Raw genomic sequence first — 19,917 nt, forward strand, 5'->3', positions numbered from 1 at the left:
ATGGCGACAACCATAAGCTTCATCAATGTCAAAGGCGGGGTTGGAAAAACCACCATCATCCTAAATCTAGCCCACGCTTTACAACAGCTTGGGAAGCGAATCCTGTTAATCGATATGGATTTGCAGCAGAACCTGTCGGACAAGATGGTTGCCCATCCCAACTCCGTGAAGCTAACCGTCTATGACTTGCTTCGCCAGGACGAGTTGGCCGTTGACACCTGCATCTACGATACCCATGTGGAAGGCGTGCAGATTATCCCCTCCGAACTGGAAATCGTCCGGATAAAAAATGAGTTCGATTCGGCCTCCAAACCGGAAACTCTGTTTCGTTTGCGGGATAAAATCGAAACCGTTAAATCCCGTTACGATTATATTTTTATCGACCTGCACCCGGATGTGGATCTGCTGACGACCATGGCGTTGATTGCCTCCGATAAGTATGTGATTCCCATCAAGTCGGATGCGGACAGCATCAAAGGCGTCAAAATTGTAGACGAATACGTCGGTCAGCTGTTTAGGATCAACAAGTACCTGAAGGAACTGGGGATTCTGATTACGGATTATGACAAACGGACAGCACTGGCCAAACACCTCCTGGAGGGAATGGAGAAGCTGGTCGGCGAGCGGCTCATGAAGAGCATTATCGGACGAAATGTGGCGATTACGGCGGCCGCGGTGGAGCGAAAAACCATTTTTCAATATGATTCCCGGCAATCCGGGTGCCAGGCATTTCGGACCCTGGCTCAGGAAATTATCCAAAAATGCGAAGGCGTTGAAGGGGTCACTCCTAACAAGAAGGTGAATCTGCATGGCTAAGAAAAAGACATCCGAAGGTCTGATGTCCATTTTGGGCGATATCTTATCCAGTGAATTTCTGGACAAGCCGAACGATAAAGCCACATCCCCAATCAACGAGGGGGCGGCGGAAGCCCAATCGGAACCTTTTGATCTTCCGCAGCGGCCGGATGAGAGAGAGATGGGAATCCTGCCTGCTCCTGAAGAGCTCCAGTTCGAATCCGTTGAAGGCTCCGTCGCAGAGGCGCCCCAGGAAGTTGATTTCCAGCCTGCCAAGACCCTATGGCAGGTTGAACAGAGAACGATTCTGGAGCAGGTGAAGAGCCGCGAAATCACCGCCGAGGAGGGGTATCGGCGGATCGCCGAATTATGGAGCAGCTCTCAAGGGCCTAAGCGCCATCTTGCCCATTCTGGAGATGAGATGGCTACCGGGTATTTTCAGGGGGAATGGATAGAATCCGAGCCGGAGGCACGGAAGCTTTCCGTTCCGTTTCGCCGAATCTTGTGCTTTGCCGCCGATAGCTTGAGCGGGAACGCTCTGGCGGCTGAATTGGCAAAGAAAGATTCGGCTGCCCGCATCATGATCGTGCGGCTCGGTTCCTCATTTCGTGAATGGGGCGAGGACCGGTTCGAAATCAATCCGGCGGCGAAGGCCGATTATCGGCAGCTCTTCGAGCGTCTGGCTTCGCAGAATCGGTTACCGGATAAAATCATCCACGGGTGGTCGAGGACTCCATACGATGGGAAAGCTTCCACAGTGCAAGAGCAGCTGGACCACGGCCTTTTTTCGCTCTTCTATCTCACTCAGTTGGTAATGGAGCTAAAGCTGGGGCACAAGGTAGCCCTGGATTATGTATATAGCGGTATCGGGACCCAACCGCAATATGCCGCAGTCAGCGGTTTTGTGAAAACGCTCCGTCTGGAAAACCCGGATTTCGCCTTTAAAACAGTGGAAATTCAACTGCAGGAGGACTCGGCCGGACCTGAGCCTGGTACCGATGCCGCCGGAATCATAGCCGCTGAAACGGCGCTGGGCGGGGAGGAACTCGAGGTTCGGTACAGCGGGAATCGCCGCATGGTGAAGCGCTACCGGAGGTTGGAAATGTCGGGCCGCCGAGCGAACAGCTCTGTTCCATTCAAGAAACATGGGGTGTATCTGATCACCGGCGGCGCCGGGGGGTTGGGGATGATCTTCGCCGAATATCTGGCTCAACAAGTGGCGGCTACCTTGATCCTGGTCGGCCGATCCGAGTTAACCAAGGAAAAGAAGCAAAAGATCAAAGAGTTGGAAACCTACGGTTCCGAAATCGTCTACGTGTCGGCGGATCTGGCTCGCAAGGCTGACGTAGATCGATTGATTTCGCAGGTGAAGTCGAGATTTCGGCGGATTGACGGGGTTATTCACAGTGCGGGGATCTACCAGAACGGTTTAATTCTAAAAAAAACCTACGAAGAAATGGAGAAAGTCCTGGCCTCCAAAGTCTGGGGGACCATGCATTTAGACGAGGCATTGCAGGACGAACAGCTGGACTTTTTTGTTGTATGTTCATCCCTGGCCGGTGAGTTTGGGAAGGTGGGTCAAAGCGATTATGCTTTTGGGAACGATTTTTTGGACAACTTTGCCCAAATGCGGGAGCAATTTCGTAAACAAGGCAAACGTCAAGGGAAAACCGTAGCCATCAACTGGCCGCTGTGGGAGAACGGCGGAATGGCCCTGGATGAAGAGGAGCGCCGGGTATTGAGGGAACAGATGGGGCTGGAGCCGTTGCCCACCCGGGAAGGACTGGCCGGTCTGAACCTCGCCGTGCAGCACGACCACGCCCAAATCATTGTCACGTACGGCGACCAGTCGCGGATTGTTCCGTTCATCACCCGGAGTACGCAGCAATCGGAGGCTCCCCGCGAATTACCGCAGCCTGCCATGGCGGATCAGGACCTGTATCCGCTGACCGAAACCTTATTGAAAGACCTGTTAGTCAACGAAATCGGTTTGCCGTTGGAGAAGCTCGATTCCAAGACCACCTTTGAAGCTTTCGGAATCGACTCCATCGTGGTCAATCATTTCAATGCGGAAATTGAAAAAAAACTGGGCGCCTTGCCGAAAACTTTGCTTTTTGAGTATCGCAACGTCCAGGAATTGACGGAATACATGGTGAACCATCAAGCTGCGAAATTGATCAAGTTTTTTGCCCCTACGGAAAGAGCGCCTGAACAAGACCCTACCGTCTCCGTTCCGGCAGCCAAGGGATGGAAACCCCTCAGCCCCCTGAGCTCCCCGCGGAAGAACTGGGATTATCAACCCGAACTGCTCCAACCCAGGGCGGAGAAGGCGGTTGCCACCATGGCGACGGATATCGCCATCATCGGTCTGAGCGGCCGCTACCCGGGGGCTAAGGATCTGCAGGCGTTCTGGGACAACCTGGCGTCCGGGAAGGATTGCATCACGGAGATTCCTCCCGAGAGGTGGGATTGGCAGAGCTATTATGATTCCAACTATGAAAATAGGAAAGAAGGAAAGATGTATTGCAAATGGGGAGGGTTTCTCGAAGACTTCGATAAATTCGAACCTCTGTTCTTTAATATATCACCCCGGGAAGCGGAAGCCATGGACCCCCAAGAACGACTGTTTCTTGAGACGGTTTGGGCAACCCTGGAGGATGCAGGCTACAATTTCAACAAACTGCGCAAGGCGGCGCCCAAGGAGAATGGCTTGGATGTAGGGGTGTTCGTGGGGGCTACCTCCAATACCTATCCCCAGGCGGCCATGGAAGAGTGGGCCAAGGGCAATCCGGTTACCTTCACTTCATCGCCTTGGTCCATTGCCAATCGGGTTTCTTATGTGTTTAATTTTCACGGACCGAGCATGCCTATCGATACGGCATGCTCTTCGTCGTTGATTGCCATCCACCTGGCCTGCGAAAGCTTGAGAAGCGGGGAATGCTCCATGGCGGTTGCGGGCGGGGTCAATCTGTACCTTCATCCCTCCAAATACGTGAGCATGTGTCAGGCCAAGATGCTCTCGCCGACCGGAATATGCAGCGGCTTTGGCGAACAGGCCGATGGAATGGTTCCCGGGGAAGGGGTGGGAGCGGTTTTACTGAAACCGTTGGACCGCGCCGTGGCCGATCAAGATCTCATCTATGCGGTAATTAAAGGGAGCGCGGTGAATCACGGCGGGAAAACCAACGGCTACTCGGTTCCCAATCCCAATGCCCAAGCCGGGCTGATCCTGGATGCGATCCAAAAGTCCGGTATAGACCCGCTGACCATCGGCTATATCGAAGCCCACGGCACCGGAACGGCATTGGGGGATCCTGTGGAAATCGCCGGACTGACCAAAGCGATGCGCCAGTATACCGATAAGAATCATTTCTGCGCCATCGGTTCGGTTAAATCCAATATCGGCCACTTGGAATCCGCTGCGGGGATTGCCGGACTGACCAAAATATTGTTGCAAATGCGGCATCGGCAATTGCTCCCATCCATCCATGCGGACCGCCTCAACCCGAACATTGATTTTGAGAACTCTCCGTTCTGGGTGCAGCGCAAGCTGGAACGGTGGACGGAAGCTGAGGTTGCCGTCGGCAATGAAATGAAACGATTTCCGCGGCGGGCTGGAATTAGCTCGTTTGGCGCGGGCGGGTCCAATGCTCACCTCTTGCTTGAAGACTATCCGATTGCCCCCAGCGTTCTGCCGAGTTCAACGGAACCGCAATTATTCCTGCTCTCCGCCAAGAACGAAGTCCGGCTCAAGCAATATGCCAAGCGGTTACGGGATTTTATAGAAGTGAAGCTATCGGAAAAGGAAGATGCGGCCGTGGATCCGGCAGCCCTGGCCTATACCCTGCAAGTGGGTCGGGAACCCTTGGAGGAACGAATGGCAATTGTCGCTCCGGATGTGGAAGGTCTGATTCTTGGCCTAACGCAGTTTCTGGACGTTCAACCCGGGCCGGCGGGGATGTTCCGGGGGAACCGGAAGCGAATCCGGGAAACCCGACTGCAGCCTTCCGGAGATCAAGTTAGTCAACTGCTGCACAATCGGGAGCTCCATGAATTGGGACGGATTTGGGCGCTGGGGGCGGATGTGGATTGGTTTGAATTATACCCGGGAGAACGTCCGCGCACGGTCTCTTTACCCACTTATCCCTTTTCCGGGCAGCGGTACTGGTTTCCGCAAACGGGGAGTCGTGACGGCCAAAGCCGTCCGTCGCCGGGGCGGCTGCATCCCCTGCTTCACTGGAACAGCTCGACCCTGGAGGAACATAAGTACAGCACCCTGTTAACCGGAACGGAATTCTTCGTCGACGACCATCGGCTGAACGGGCGAAAAGTCCTTCCCGGAGTTGCGTTCTTGGAGATGGCGCTGACTGCGGGGAATTTGTCCGGCAACCGGATTGTGGCCGGAATGAAGAACGTGGTTTGGACTCGACCGGTCCTGTTGGAGGAAACCGCTGCGGGAACCCGACCGTTCCAGTTAACTATCCGTCTGCACGCGGAACGGGATGAAGTGAACTACCAGGTGTGGAGCGAATCCGAGCCTGCAGAGCGGGTTGTTCATGCTCAGGGCAGGTTCCTCTTTGCCGATCCATCCCAATCATTGGAAACAGCCGAAACGATCGATTTGGTTGCACTGAAGCATCGTCTGTCCCAGTCCATGGATGAGCAAACCTGCTACCGGCTTTATGAACAAAGCGGATTGCATTATGGACCGCGATTCCGCGCTGTCCGGAAGCTGTATTACCGAAGCACGGAAGTGTTGTCTATCCTGGAATTGCCGCAACAACTAACGCCGGAATTTGATCAATACCGGTTGAACCCGGCATTGTTGGATGGCGCGCTGCAGTCGATTATTGCGCTGAAAGATCCCGATACGGACGATACCGCAGGAACGTACGTCCCCTTTGAATTGGGGGAGCTTCGGATTTATGGCCCCCTCCCCCGGACATGCTACGCCCATATTATCATGCAGGATTTTACCGAAGGCAGTCCGGTTAGACGCTACCATGTCCGGATCGCGGATGAAGCCGGCCATGTCTTGGTGTTCCTGAAGAATTTCTCCTTCCGGCGTTTGGAGCAAGAGCCCCGAACCGTCGTGACGTCCTCCGCGATCGCCGAACGGCTTTATTTCGGGAGCGGGTGGGATAGGCATCAGCTTGAATCCCCGCCCAAGCCCGATCGAACACTGGTGGTGTTCGATACGGAGGACCGCCTTCCCGCAGCACTGCAACAGGTCTCCGGTTTTGGAACCCGAATAGTCCTGGTCCGACCGGGGCGGGAGTTCCATAGCCAGGCTGATCACCGCTATGAGATCAATCCGGATCGTCCCGATGATTTCGGTCGGCTTCTCGAGGAGCTCCAGCGAAGCCAGCTTACTCCGGACACGTTTATTCACCGCTGGGCGCAGGACTCCTTCGACCAAGACCCCGAAGTGCTGGAGAACAGCCTTCGGGTCGGTCTCTATTCGTTCTTTCATCTGGTCCAAGCGGTGCTGGAGCATCGGCCCGGTCTTAAGAGCCAATTCCTCTTCCTTTATCCATCAAGCCCCGGCGGGAAATTCCCAAGCGGCCTTCAACCCCAGTATGCGGCTGTCAGCGGGTTTGCTCGGACGGTTCATGCGGAATGTCCGGAATTGCTGTGCAGGGTCATTGAATATAGCCTGCCCGGGAATTCAACCGAGATGGCCTCGCTGGCCGTAATGCTAGGTCGGGAAGTGGAAGCCGAACAGGCGGATGAGATGGAGATCCGATACGAGGGCACGGAGCGATGGGTAAAAAGGATCCGGGAAATCACCCCGCGCCTATCCTCGGGACCGGCGGCTTCCCGGATATCTCCAATTCGGCCTGAGGGGGTCTATGTAATTACCGGCGGCGTCGGCGGCTTGGGGCTTGCCATCGCCTCTCAGCTTGCACGACAAGGCAAGGTAAGGCTGGTTTTATCGGGCCGTTCCGAGTTGGATGCCGCCCGGGAAGCGAAGATTCGGGACTTGGAGGATAGGGGAGCGGAAGTCCTGTATGTGAAAGCGGACATTGCCAAGCCCGATGAGGCTTCCCGCTTAGTGGCAGCGGCCAGGTCGCGCTTTGGACCTATCCGCGGGGTCATCCATTGCGCCGGTGTTCTTCGCGATAACTCCATCAGGCGGAAGACGTTGACGGAGATGAAAGAGGTGTTGGCCCCCAAGGTGTTCGGAACCCTGGCCTTGGATGCCGCACTGGCCGAAGAAACGCTGGATTTCTTTGTCCTGTTCTCGTCGATGGCTGCCGTCACCGGAAATCCCGGTCAGAGCGACTACGCTTTCGGCAATGGCTTCATGGGCCATTATGCGGTCCTAAGGGCGCAAGAATCCCGGTTGGGCAAGGTGCTGGCGATCCATTGGCCGTTATGGGAAGACGGCGGTATGGGCGTCAATGCAGCGACAGCCGCCATGCTTCGGGGCGCCGTGGGGATGATTCCCATCAGCGCGGCCTCCGGGTTCGGGATCATGATGGATGGACTCGGCCGTCCGGAACCCGAATTCGCCGTTATGGAGGGGGATGGCGGCAAAATCAGGCGATTCTTCAGCAAACAATCGCCGCCGTCTGCACCGGATCAGGCGGTTGCGATCCCGGCCGCAGCGCCAAGCGACAAGGAGCTGTTACAAGCCATTCAACAGGATTTCGCATCCGGAGTCGCAGAAATTCTGAAGATCACTCTCGAAGAGATTGATATCGAGACGGAATTAAGCGAATTCGGCTTCGATTCCGTCACCTTTACCCAATACAGCAACCTGCTGAACGAGAAATTCAATTTGGGCATCATGCCCTCGGATTTATTTGAATACCGGTCACTGGCCTCCTTCTCCAGGGAGATGCTGGCCCGATATCCGTCGCGGTTCCTTCAAGTGTACGGGCGGCCTGGCGAAACGGCTTTACCGGAAAACCAAACGGTACCGGAAGCCGCGGAGCCGGCGGTCCGAGTCGGCCCTTCAACCGGGAATTCGGCTGTCATGGACAAGGAGCGGCTATTGCTCAACCTTCAGCGAGACTTGCTGGCCGGGGTTGGGAAAATATTGAAAATCCATGAGGAGGATGTGGATATTTACGGGGAAATGAGCGAGCTGGGCTTTGACTCGGTCACTTTTACCCAATTCGGCAATTTGCTTAATGACCAATTCGATTTGGGAATCACCCCTTCGCAATTCTTCGAACACCGATCTCTGGACGCGTTCTCCCGGGTGATGCTGACGGACTATGGACCGCAGTTAACCATGTACTATCAAGATTTGCTCGCCGCAGAGGCTCCTGCGGCAGAGTCGGCAGGCAAGGCAGCCGCGGTTGAAGATCGGCACACACCTCCGACGCTGCCGGATTCGGTCTCCTGCGCCGGTCCGTCGCCGATCCCGGTTCGTACTTGGGGCGAAGACGATATCGCCATTACCGGGATAAGCGGCGTCATGCCCCAATCGGAGGATGTGGAAGAATTTTGGCGCCATCTGGAAGCGGGACAAGACTTGATCACCGAAATTCCGCAGGATCGTTGGGATTGGAGAGCCTGGTACGGCGACCCCAAGGAGCATAACAAGACCAATATCAAATGGGGGGGATTTCTGAAAGAGGCCGACAAATTCGATGCTGCCTTTTTCGGCATCTCCCCCCGCGAAGCGGAAATGATGGACCCGCAGCAGAGGATATTTTTGGAGGTCGTCTGGAAGACCATCGAGGATGCGGGCTACAAGGCCTCCGATCTGGCCGGAACCAAAGTGGGCTTGTTCGTCGGCGTCGCCAGCGCGGATTACGCGGATATCTTGAAGGAATCGGGCATCGGCATACAAGCGCAAACCGCAACCGGCAACTTTCATTCGGTATTGCCGAACCGGATTTCTTATCTCCTTGATTTCCATGGGCCAAGCGAGCCGATCGACACGGCTTGCTCCAGTTCCTTGGTTGCGATTCACCGGGCGGTAGAAGCGATTCGGAATGGGGATTGCTCCGAAGCGATCGCAGGAGGCATCAATGTCATCGCCAGCCCTTCCGCCTACATTACCTTCGGTAAGGCCGGGATGCTATGCGAGGACGGTCGCTGCAAGACCTTTGATCAACGCGCGAACGGGTATGTCCGGGGAGAAGGGGCCGCCGCCATCTTTCTCAAACCGCTGCAAAGGGCGATTGCCGAGGGGGATCATGTATACGGAGTGATCCGGGGTACGGCGGTAAACCATGGCGGACATACCAATTCCTTAACCGCACCCAATCCGATAGCCCAAGCGGATTTGCTAATCGAAGCCTGGCGCAAGTCCGGCGTCGATCCGCGCCGGGCCGCTTACATCGAAGCTCACGGCACCGGAACCAGTCTGGGAGATCCCATTGAAATCAATGGCTTGAAAAAAGCATTTGATCAGCTCTACCGGGACTGGAATTGCGCTAAGCCCGAAACGCCTCACTGCGGGTTGGGCTCCATCAAGACCAACATCGGCCATTTGGAAGCGGCAGCGGGAATTGCCGGTGTCGTCAAGGTATTATTGGCCATGAAGCATGGGAAATTGCCGGCCACCATCCATTTTCAACAGCTGAACCCCTATATTCAATTGCAGGATTCCCCGTTTTTTATCGTGAAAGAAACCCAGTCCTGGAACCGGCTTCGGAATGAGAACGGTGTTGAAATTCCCCGGGTTGCGGGTGTCAGTTCCTTCGGTTTCGGCGGTGTGAACGCTCATATCGTCATCGAGGAAGGCTTGGTTTCCCTACCGGCGGCGCAGCCGGAAAAGGGACGCGGACTCTTGATGGTGCTGTCTGCCAAAAACGCAGACAGGCTTCGGGTCTATGCGGCCCGGATGCTGGCGTTCTTTGAAGCCAACCCGCAGCTTACGGAGGAGTGTTTGGAAAATATATCCTATACCTTGCAGACCGGCCGAGAGTCCATGAATGAACGGTTGGCGTGGGTTGCTTCCAACCCGCGTGAGCTGATCGGGGCCTTGACGGCTTATTGTTCCGGGCAAGCGGTTACGGAGATGATGCAAGGGAACATCCGAGACCATAAAGGGAAACCCGATCTCCGGCAAAGCGGCGACGGGGAGGACTCCATAGCCGGCTTGATTGAGCGTCGGGAGTGGACAGCCCTTGCCCGGTTATGGGTCCAGGGAACGGATATCGATTGGAGAAGGATGTACGGGCCTAAGCCGCCTACCAAATTGACCTTGCCGGTCTATCCATTTGACAAAGAGCGTTACTGGCTCCCCGATGCCGCCAAGGTCGGGAAACGACGGTCCGTTCATGAACAACGGCATGCGCTGATTGATTCCAACGAATCTACGCTGGACGAACAATGCTACATGAAGACATTCCATGGCGACGAATTCTATCTCCAAGACCATTCCAACATCCTCCCCGGCGTGGTCTATATGGAAATGCTGCGGGTAGCCGGCAACTTGGCCCATCGTTCCAAACAGGTGATGAAATTGAACAACATCATCTGGATCAGTCCCATTGCCGTCCGTCCGGATGAACCGATGCCGGTCTTCATCGGACTACATCCTGACGGGGAGCAGGTTCGCTTTGAGGTATCCACCCGAGGCTATGGCTCGGCAGGGGATGAAGAGTCCAAGACCGTTCATTGCCAGGGAAGGCTCATCTATGGGGATGAAGCTCTGCCCCCGGCCCAAGCGGAATTCGTCGATGTGGAGGAGGTCAAAGAACGGTGCCGGGGCGGCCAAGCTGAAGCGGATGCCTACTATACGAAGCTGGAAGAAATGGGCGTTCATTTCGGTTCCCGTTTCAAGGGGGTTCAAGCCTTTTATTGCAATCGGCATGAAGCCTTGTCGGAAGTGGGCATTCCGCCGGAACTGGAAGCGGGGGTCGAGGATTATTTGCTTCACCCTACCCTGACCGATGGCGGGCTGCAGACCGTGGTGGTTTGGGCCTATCACAACGGGGCGGATCCGAATACGGTCTATATGCCGTTCGTGATGGGGGAGATCGAATGGATCCGGCCGGGAGCTCGCATTGCTTATGCGTATGCCACCAAAGCCCCAGGGCAGGAGCAGCTCGATCCCATCGCTGCGCGCTATCAAGTATGGCTGTTGGACCGGCAAGGTCAAGTGGTCGTCAAGCTGACGGACTATTCCGTCAGCGCTTTGAATAAAGCGGGGACAAGAGGGGGCACGGAGAGAATCGCTGCTGCAGATCGAATCTATGCTCGCAGCGGCTGGGAAATCCGACCTCAGGACAACCGTCATCCCGTCCGGAGCGAAGCCTTCGGCACGTTGCTGGTGTTCGACCACGGGAGTCATACGGCGGTCCGATTGCGGGACAGGCTTCCCGGTTCCCATTCGGTCATCCTGGTGAAGCCGGGCGGGAGTTTTGCGGAATTGCCGGATTACACCTTTGAAATCCAGCCCGACAATCCGGAGGATTACCGGAAGCTCTTGGCGGTATTGGAGGAGAGGGAACAGCTTCCCCAAAAAGTCTTGCATCTCTGGTCGCAGGAACCGTTCCTTGCCGCAGGAGATGCGCTGGCGGACCAGTTGGCCCAAGGGATCGGCTCCGTGTTCCACTTAAGCCGCGCGTATATGGCAACCCATCCGGGCATGGCCGTGGAGCTGCTCTATGTTTATTTCGAAGCCCCCGGCCCGGATCAAGCTGCGGTCGCGCCTTATAGCAGTCAACCCCACTACTCGGCGGTCGGCGGATACGCGAAGACCAACCGACTGGAGAATCCCGATCTCCACATCAAAACCGTCGGTTGGCGGACCTGCCGCACTTCGGAATCCTCAAACTCGGGTGACGTGGAGTGGATGCTGAGAGAATTTAACCGGAAGCATCCGGATGAGATCGAACTGCGTTATCAAGAAGGCGAACGCTGGGTCAGAACCTGGCGGGAGTATACTCCCAAAGCGGTGTCCTCCCGCTCGCTGCCTCTGCGGGAGAAGGGCGTTTATTTGATTACCGGCGGTGCCGGCGGATTGGGGCTGATCTTTGCCGAGTATCTGGCCCGGAAGTGCCGGGCCAAGCTCATCTTAACCGGCCGGACTCGGGTATTGCCTTCCGCGACATGGACGAGAATCAAGGAACTGGAAGGATTGGGGGCAGAGGTGGAATACATAAGCGCGGATTTGACCAACAAGTCCGACGTAAAGGAATTGATCGGCCGGGTGAAGCACCGGTATGCCGGACTTCACGGCATGATCCATTGCGCCGGTGTGATCCGGGACTCCCTGATTCGGGAGAAGAGTCTTGCGGATTTCCAAGCGGTCTTGGCACCGAAGGTTTACGGCGCGGTATATCTGGATGAGGCTACCCGGACAGAACCGTTGGACTTCTTCGCCTTGTTCTCCTCCCTGACCGCCGTCACCGGAAATGCCGGTCAAAGCGATTATGCATACGCCAACAGCTTTCTGGACGATTTCGCCGACTGGCGGAGGGAGCAAAACCGCTCGGGGAAAACCTTCTCCATCAATTGGCCCTTATGGAGCAACGGCGGTATGCAGGTGAATCAAAACGTCGAAAAGATGCTCGCCGATTTGGGGATGTCCCCCATCAGCAACGAGACCGGTTTGAACGCTTTTGAGACCGCGCTGGGTGAAACGGAGTCCCCGTTTGTATTCCTGGAAGGAGATTCGTCCAAACTGAGGCGTTTATTGCGCCTGCAAATCCCCGAACAGGCTTGCGAACCGGAACCCCTGTCCGACGCCGATCAGGAGGAATCCCTGCTGCCGCAGATCCGAAAGCAACTCATTCGGATCATGGCGCGCATCCTAAAATACGACGAAGCCAAGCTCAAGTTGGATGACAATATGAGCGGGATCGGATTCGACTCCATCACCTTGACGGAGCTGGCCAATCATCTCAATGCCACTTTCAAATTGGACCTTACTCCGGCTCTTTTCTTCAAGCATACTAACCCGGGAGCGTTGGCCCAGTACTTGGTTCGGGAGCATCGCGAATCGGTGTCGCGGTATTTTCGAGCCCAAACGCCGCCCGCCGGGAAGCCGCCGTTGCTCCCGGCCCGGCCCGAAGCACCGCCTGTAAAAGGCTTTCGCTCCCGGTTCGAGAGCTTCGGTCAACCGCAAAGCCGACGGATGGACGTTCGCATATCTAACCCGGAGCCGGTAGCCGTCATCGGGATGAGCGGCGTTATGCCCCAGTCCGATGACTTGGAAGAGTTCTGGCGAAACCTGATCGGGCAGCGCGATTTGATCAGCGAGATTCCCAAGGACCGCTGGGATTGGGAAGCCATATATGGGGAACCCAACGGCCAGTCGTTCCAGACGAACGTCAAATGGGGCGGATTCATCCGGGAAGTGGACAAGTTCGATCCCCTGTTCTTCGGCATCGCCCCCCTGGATGCGGAATTGATGGACCCTCAGGAGCGGATCATGATCGAAGTGGTCTGGCAAACCATCTGGGATGCCGGGTACAAAGCCAAGGATTTCGCCGGAACCCGGACCGGCCTGTTCATGGGAGTATCCAATGCCGATTATCAGGAGCTGTTGATCAAGGAGAACAAAACCCCTGTGGTAACCCATTCCCTGTTGGCGAACCGGATCTCCTATATGTTGGATATTCATGGACCCAGCGAACCGGTGGATACGGCTTGCTCCAGCTCGTTGGTGGCGGTCAACCGGGCGGTGGAGGCGATCCAGTCGGGTCATTGCGAGATGGCGCTGGCAGGCGGGATCAATATCATCGTCAGCCCGAATTTATATGTTTATCAAAGCGCATCCGGGATGCTCTCTCCCGACGGCCGCTGCAAAACCTTTGACAAACGGGCCAACGGTTATGTGAGGGGGGAAGGGGCGGGGGCCCTCCTATTAAAGCCCTTATCCAAGGCGCTGGCGGATGGCGACCATATCTATGCGGTGATCAAGGCCGCTTCCGTGAATCATGGGGGGCACGCCGCTTCCTTGACCGCTCCCAATGCCGCCGCACAAGCGGACTTAATAACCGGCGTTTATCGGAAGGCCGGGATCGATCCTTCCACGGTCAGTTATATCGAGACCCACGGGACAGGAACAAGCTTGGGAGACCCGGTGGAAATTGAAGCGTTGAAGGATGCCTTTCAGGACCTCTACCAACAATGGGAGTTGCCGGACCCGCCTGAACCGCATTGCGGTCTGGGCGCGGTTAAGACCAATATCGGCCATTTGGAATCCGCATCCGGAATCGCGGGGCTGCTCAAGGTTCTGTTGGCCCTGAAATATAAGCAGCTGCCGCCTATTCTTCATTTTGAGGAAATGAATCCTTATATCAAATTGGAAGGCAGCCCGTTTTATATTGTCCGGCATTTGCAGCGCTGGGAGCGGTTGCGGGACCGTTCCGGCCACGAAATCCCCCGGCGGGCGGGAATCAGTTCGTTTGGAATTGGAGGCGTCAATGCCCATGTTGTCTTGGAGGAATACGAGGAGAGCTGCGAGGTATCCGAGACGGCCAGCGGACAACCGCAAATTCTCGTTTTTTCCGCCAAAAGTCAGGGACAGCTTCAAGATTATCTCCAATCGATGCTGGACGAATTCCGCAAGATGCTGGCCGGAACCGAGGAAACTCGCATGAACCGGCTCCTTCCCCGTATCGCCTATACGTTGCAGACCGGTCGGGATGCCATGGAAGAACGGTTGGCGGTAGTGGCATCAAGTCTGGATGAGTTGGTAGAGAAGCTGCAAGGCTATCGGCAAGGCAACTCGGCTGTGGAAAACGTATTTGCAGGGAGCATCGGACCGGAGCCGGGAATGACTTCGCTCTTATCGGGAGGGAAGGGCTGGCACTCGTTCGTACAAACTCTGCTAAGAGAGAGGGAGTACGTTCAGGTTGCCCAATTATGGGCGGCCGGAAATGAAATCGACTGGGACCTCTGTCAGGAGGGAACGAATCCCGGAAGAATTCCGCTGCCGCCTTATCCTTTTGCCCGAGAGCGATACTGGTTGCCCGGTACGGATCCGGGGATCGGCGCCACGCAACAACATCCTTACCGGAGTCCTTCTCCGGCCAAGCTTCATCCCTGTATCGATCGGAATACCTCCACGCTGCGGGAGCAAAAATACAGCACCTTGCTGTCCGGAGACGAGTATTATTTGCGGGATCATGTAATCGGAAATCGCAAGATATTGCCGGCGGCGGTATACCTGGAGATGGCCCGGGCAGCGGCGGAGCTTGCCGGGGAACAAGCTGTGGCCAAAATCACGAATGTTCTGTGGGTCAAGCCTTTGGCAGCGGGAAGCGATATCCAAACCGTGGACATCTGTATGCACCCCGAGCGGAATGAAGTTGCGATCGAATTCGTCACCCATGCCGCAGACGGACCCATCATCCATGCTCAGGGACGGGTGACCTTCTCTGCCGATCGGCCCGAGCAGGCAAAAGCGGAATGGATCGATATTGAGAGCATCAAGCATCGAACCGTTCAGTTCGGGATTGACGATGCGATGTATCGGGAACTCCGACAGAATGGCATCGAGTTCGGAGCGAGTTTCCGAACCCAGCGCGATGTGTACCGGAATGAATCCGAGGTCCTGGCGTATCTGGAATTGCCGTCTTCGCTCCAGGAGGGCTTCGCGGATTACGGGCTTCACCCCGTGTTGATTGACGGCGCTCTCCAGTCTGCCGCACATCTGGCCCAAAGAAAGGCGAACGGGACCGGAGCCCTGTTGTTGCCGTTTGCCATGGAAGAATTGAAGATGAACGGGCCTATTCCGGCTCAATGCTATGCGTACGTTACCCTTTCCCATACGACCGCCTCCGTCAACCCGGAACTCCAATCCTATGACATTCGGATCGCCGACATCGACGGCCGGGTCGTCGCGAGCATTCAAAGCTACTCCGTCCGGGAATTTCATCCGACGGAAGTCGAGGCATCTGCCACCGGGACCCCGGCTTTGGAGAATCGCGGAGCCGATGCGTCGGATGCAGCTATCCGGGATTTGTTGTCCCGATTGGAAAAGGGCGAACTGCGGGTCGAAGAGGTAAATCGATTACTGGAGGTCTTATAATGCATGCATCGGACCAGGAACGGATGAAGATATTGGAGCTGATCGCCAAGCAACAACTCTCATCCGAGGAAGGGCTAACTCGAATTAAAGCGTTGCGGCGCAGCCCCGGAGGCGAACTGGACAGACCAACGGGCACGGCGGGTTCCCATTCCAGGGATCAAGAAATTTTATATGGCCGAAGTTACTGGGAAACGGTACCCGCTTGTCACCCGGTTTCCGCCAAGCCTGTGGGTGGCCTCGTCCTGTTTACCGATGACGATGCGTGGGCGGACAGCCTCCGAAGCCTCATCGGCGATCGGATGGTACAGGTGAAAGCCGGAGACCGGTACCGCAAGCTGGGCGCGGATCTCTTCGAAATCAACCCAGCGGCTCCCGATGACTACCAGGCGTTACTTCGGGAGCTGGAGCAGCAGCAGCGGACTCCCCGTCACATTATTCACGGGTGGTCGATCGACTCCTACTCTTCCGAAGCGGATGCTCTGCACAGTCAATTGGAGCATGGCCTTTATTCCATGTATCATCTTTGCCGGACCCTGCTGGAGCAGAAAAACAAGCGTCCGATTCAGTTGTTGTATGTATATTCGGCAGCGGCGAATCCCCTTAATCCGGGAAGCCTCCTTCAACCCCAATATGCGGCGGTCAATGGATTTGCAAAGACCCTTTGCCGGGAGAATCCGCAATTTGCGGTGAAGACGATCGGATGGGATACCCGGTCCATGCCAAGTCTAACACCGGAGTCGCTGGCCGAATGTCTGGAGCGGGAATTGGCCGAGGCGATTGCGGGAACGGCGGAAGTTCGGTATGAGCACGGCCTGCGTCAGATGAAACGGTATGCGGAAGCAACCATGGGTTCGGAGGAGAGCCTGCCGCCGTTTCAGGACCGCGGGGTCTATCTGATTACCGGCGGAATGGGGGGATTGGGCTCCCTCTTCGCCAACTACCTGGCCCGGGAATTCCAGGCGAGATTAATCCTGGCGGGCCGTTCCGAGATCCAAGAACAGGGAAGCCGCCTATTGCAGGAGCTGGAGGCCCTGGGTGCGGAAGCCATCTATGTCCGGGCGAATCTCGCAAAACGGACGGACGTGGAACATTTGATCTCCCAAGCCAAGGCCCGGTTTGGACAGATTCAGGGAGTGATTCACAGCGCAGGAGTTTTAAAGGACTCCTATCTGCTGAAAAAAGACCGGGCGGATATGGAGGCCGTATTGGCCCCCAAAGTGTTCGGTACGGTGTACCTGGATGAAATGACCCGAACCGAGCCGTTGGATTTCTTTGCTTTGTTTTCTTCCCTCGCCGGCGTCTTCGGCAATGTGGGGCAGAGCGATTATGCCTATGCCAACCAATTCCTCGACGAGTTTGCCGGATGGCGCTCCGCGATGAGACGTCCCGGCAAAACGGTCTCCATCAATTGGCCTTACTGGCAGGATGGACGAATGGCCGCCGATGAAGCATCCTTCCGCCAACTGAGCGAAACGACCGGCCTGGCCGCCTTGAGTACCGAAGCGGGCATCAAGGCCTTTGGCACTGCGCTTCATTCGGACATGACCCAGGTGATGGTCCTGCCCGGCCATGCAGACAAGATCAGAAATTGGATCAAGGAGTTGAATCAAGAAACCAGGACTTCCACTAGCGTTGAACCGGTGGAGGCTCTGAATGAAGGAGCGAAAGCTCCGTTCAGGAAGAAGACCGAGACATTCCTTAAGGAACTATTGGCTCGGCAAACCAAGCTGCCTGTCTCCAAAATCGATTCCCGGGAGCGGTTTGAGAAATACGGGATCGATTCGGGGATGATTATCCGATTGAACCGGGAGATGGAACGCCACTTTGGGGACTTGTCCAAGACCCTGTTTTTTGAATATCAAAATCTTCATGAACTGGTCGACTATTTCGTAGAGCATCACCAGCAGCAATTGCTGACCTTAATCGGCGGCGACGATCGTCCATCCGCGTCTCCCCAACAGTCTTCCGTATCGGCCGATCCCGATAAGGCCAAGGAACGGCCGCGGTCCCGGTTTCTGGATCGTGAATCCCCCCGGTCTCAGACCGAAACCAAGGAGACCGCTCCGGTGCGGGACTTGGCTATCGTCGGCATAAGCGGACGGTACCCGGAAGCGAAGAATCTCGATGAGTTTTGGGAAAACCTGAAGGCGGGCCGGGATTGCATCGTGGAGATCCCATCCGAACGCTGGGATTATCGCCGCTTCTATGATCCCGATAAAACAAAGCGCGGAATCAGCTACTCCAAATGGGGCGGATTCCTGGATGGCTTTGACCAATTTGATCCCCTGTTTTTCAATATATCGCCCATTGAAGCCGAGCATATGGACCCTCAGGAGCGGTTGTTCATGGAGACCGTCTGGCACACCTTGGAAGATGCGGGGTATACCCGGGCGGGCTTGCATAAGAACGTGGGGGTCTTTGTCGGGGTGATGTACGGCCAATACCAGCTGTTCGGAGCGGAAGAGATGCAAAAGGGCAATATGATTGCCAATACCTCCTCCTATGCCGCCATCGCCAATCGGATCTCGTACTACTTTGACTTTCAGGGTCCGAGCATTGCCGTAGACACCATGTGTTCCTCCTCGTTGACCGCCATTCATTTGGCCTGTGAAAGCATTCTCCGCGGCGAATGCAGCAAGGCCATCGCGGGCGGTGTGAATCTCACCCTTCATCCCATGAAGCATCTGCAGTTAAGCCAGGGCAATTTCGCCGCCAGCGACGGCCGGTGCCGCAGCTTCGGGGACGACGGGGATGGTTACGTTCCGGGTGAAGGCGTCGGTGCGGTTCTGATCAAACCGTTGTCGGAGGCAATCCGGGATGGCGACCATATCTATGCGGTCATCAAGGGAACCTCCATTAACCACGGGGGGAAGACCAACGGCTTCACCGTTCCCAATCCCAAAGCCCAAGCCGGTTTGATCAGCCGCGCGCTCAAGAATGCCGGCGTTCACCCTCGGACGATCAGCTGCATCGAGGCCCACGGAACCGGTACTTCTTTGGGCGATCCCATCGAGATTACCGGTTTGGCGAATGCTTTCCGGGAATCCACCCAAGACAAGCAGTACTGCTCCATCGGCTCCGCCAAATCGAATATCGGACATTTGGAATCCGCGGCGGGAATCGCCGGGCTGACCAAAGTCATTCTGCAAATGAAAAACCGCCAATTGGTACCCTCTCTTCATTCGGAACGGTTGAATCCTCATATTCATTTTCCGGAATCGCCGTTTTATGTCCAGCGCGAGCTTACCGGGTGGAACCGGCCGATCATTCAAGAAGAGGGAATCGAGCGAGAATATCCCCGGCGGGCGGGGATCAGTTCGTTTGGGGCGGGAGGCTCCAATGCCCACATTATTCTGGAGGAATACTCTGCTCCGGAAGTTCCGGCGGAATGGGATACGCAGCCGCGCGTGGCGGTGTTTTCGGCAAAAACCTCCGCAGCGCTTGACAATTACCTGCGCTCCTTCAAAAGCTGGCTCAAGCCGTTTAGCGATCCGGCCCGATTGGATGCGGGAGAAATGATTCCTTATCGGGATTTTGTCTACACGCTGCAGGTCGGGCGTGAAGCTATGGATGAGCGGTTGGCCGTAGTGGCCGCCGGCTATGCCGAATTGGCGGAGAAACTGGCCCGGTTTCTGGAAACGCGCCAGGAACAAGACGGGGTATACTCCGGTTCGCTCCGCGCCAAGAGCGCTCCAAACCTACTCCTGATGGAGGAAGAAGAGGGAGAGGCTTTCGTTCAAGCCTTGATACAGAAAGGCCGAGCGGATCAACTGGCCAAAGTCTGGGTATCCGGCGCTGCCGTTCCATGGGAGATGGGCTACGCCAACGAACGGCCTCGGCGGATTTCATTGCCCGCCTATCCCTTTGAGGAGGGACGCTACTGGATTCCCACCGTGGATGCGCCTAGGACCGGCAACTTCACCAGCCTCCATCCCCTCGTCGACACCAATGAATCGACCTTGGAACGGCAATGGTACCGGAAAATCCTGAACCCTGCCGAATTCTACCTCCGGGATCATCGCATATCCGGCGATAGGATCTTGCCCGGCGCGGTATATCTGGAGATGGCCGTTGCCGCAGGCCATTTGGCCGTGCAAGACCGCCGGGTTCGCATCATTCAAAATGTCGGATGGATGAGCCCGATCGGAGTCAGGGAGGAAACTCTCCCG

The 19,917-nt window shown here is 56.1% G+C and carries 3 protein-coding genes (1 of these 3 only partly in view); all 3 read left to right on the top strand.

The genetic code is table 11. The annotated features are described in order from the left end of the window. Tightly spaced (each overlapping or abutting the next), the 3 genes in view from ACSEXS_RS05320 to ACSEXS_RS05330 form a layout consistent with a single transcriptional unit that may run on beyond the window. On the top strand, window positions 1-816 hold the full coding sequence (locus ACSEXS_RS05320) for a ParA family protein (protein WP_438432126.1): 816 nt from the start codon (window positions 1-3) through the stop codon (window positions 814-816). Further along, a complete protein-coding gene (locus ACSEXS_RS05325) occupies window positions 809-15,748 on the top strand; it encodes an SDR family NAD(P)-dependent oxidoreductase (RefSeq protein WP_438432127.1) in 14,940 nt (4,979 codons plus the stop codon). The genes ACSEXS_RS05320 and ACSEXS_RS05325 overlap by 8 nt, the downstream gene beginning before the upstream one ends. Beyond that, window positions 15,748-19,917 carry the 5' end (the start) of an SDR family NAD(P)-dependent oxidoreductase gene (locus tag ACSEXS_RS05330; RefSeq protein ID WP_438432128.1) on the top strand. Its footprint extends 8,943 nt past the window's final position, so the window shows 4,170 of its 13,113 coding nt (coding positions 1-4,170); it begins with the start codon at window positions 15,748-15,750; its stop codon lies beyond the right edge, outside the window. The genes ACSEXS_RS05325 and ACSEXS_RS05330 overlap by 1 nt, the downstream gene beginning before the upstream one ends.

It is taken from the genome of Gorillibacterium terrae, from assembly GCF_051594785.1.
GTDB lineage: Bacteria > Bacillota > Bacilli > Paenibacillales > NBRC-103111 > Gorillibacterium.

Bases quoted from the DNA above. Each gene is read 5' to 3' on its own strand.
- ACSEXS_RS05320 (WP_438432126.1), top strand. From the start codon at position 1: ATGGCGACAACCATAAGCTTCATCAATGTCAAAGGCGGGGTTGGAAAA.
- ACSEXS_RS05325 (WP_438432127.1), top strand. From the start codon at position 809: ATGGCTAAGAAAAAGACATCCGAAGGTCTGATGTCCATTTTGGGCGAT.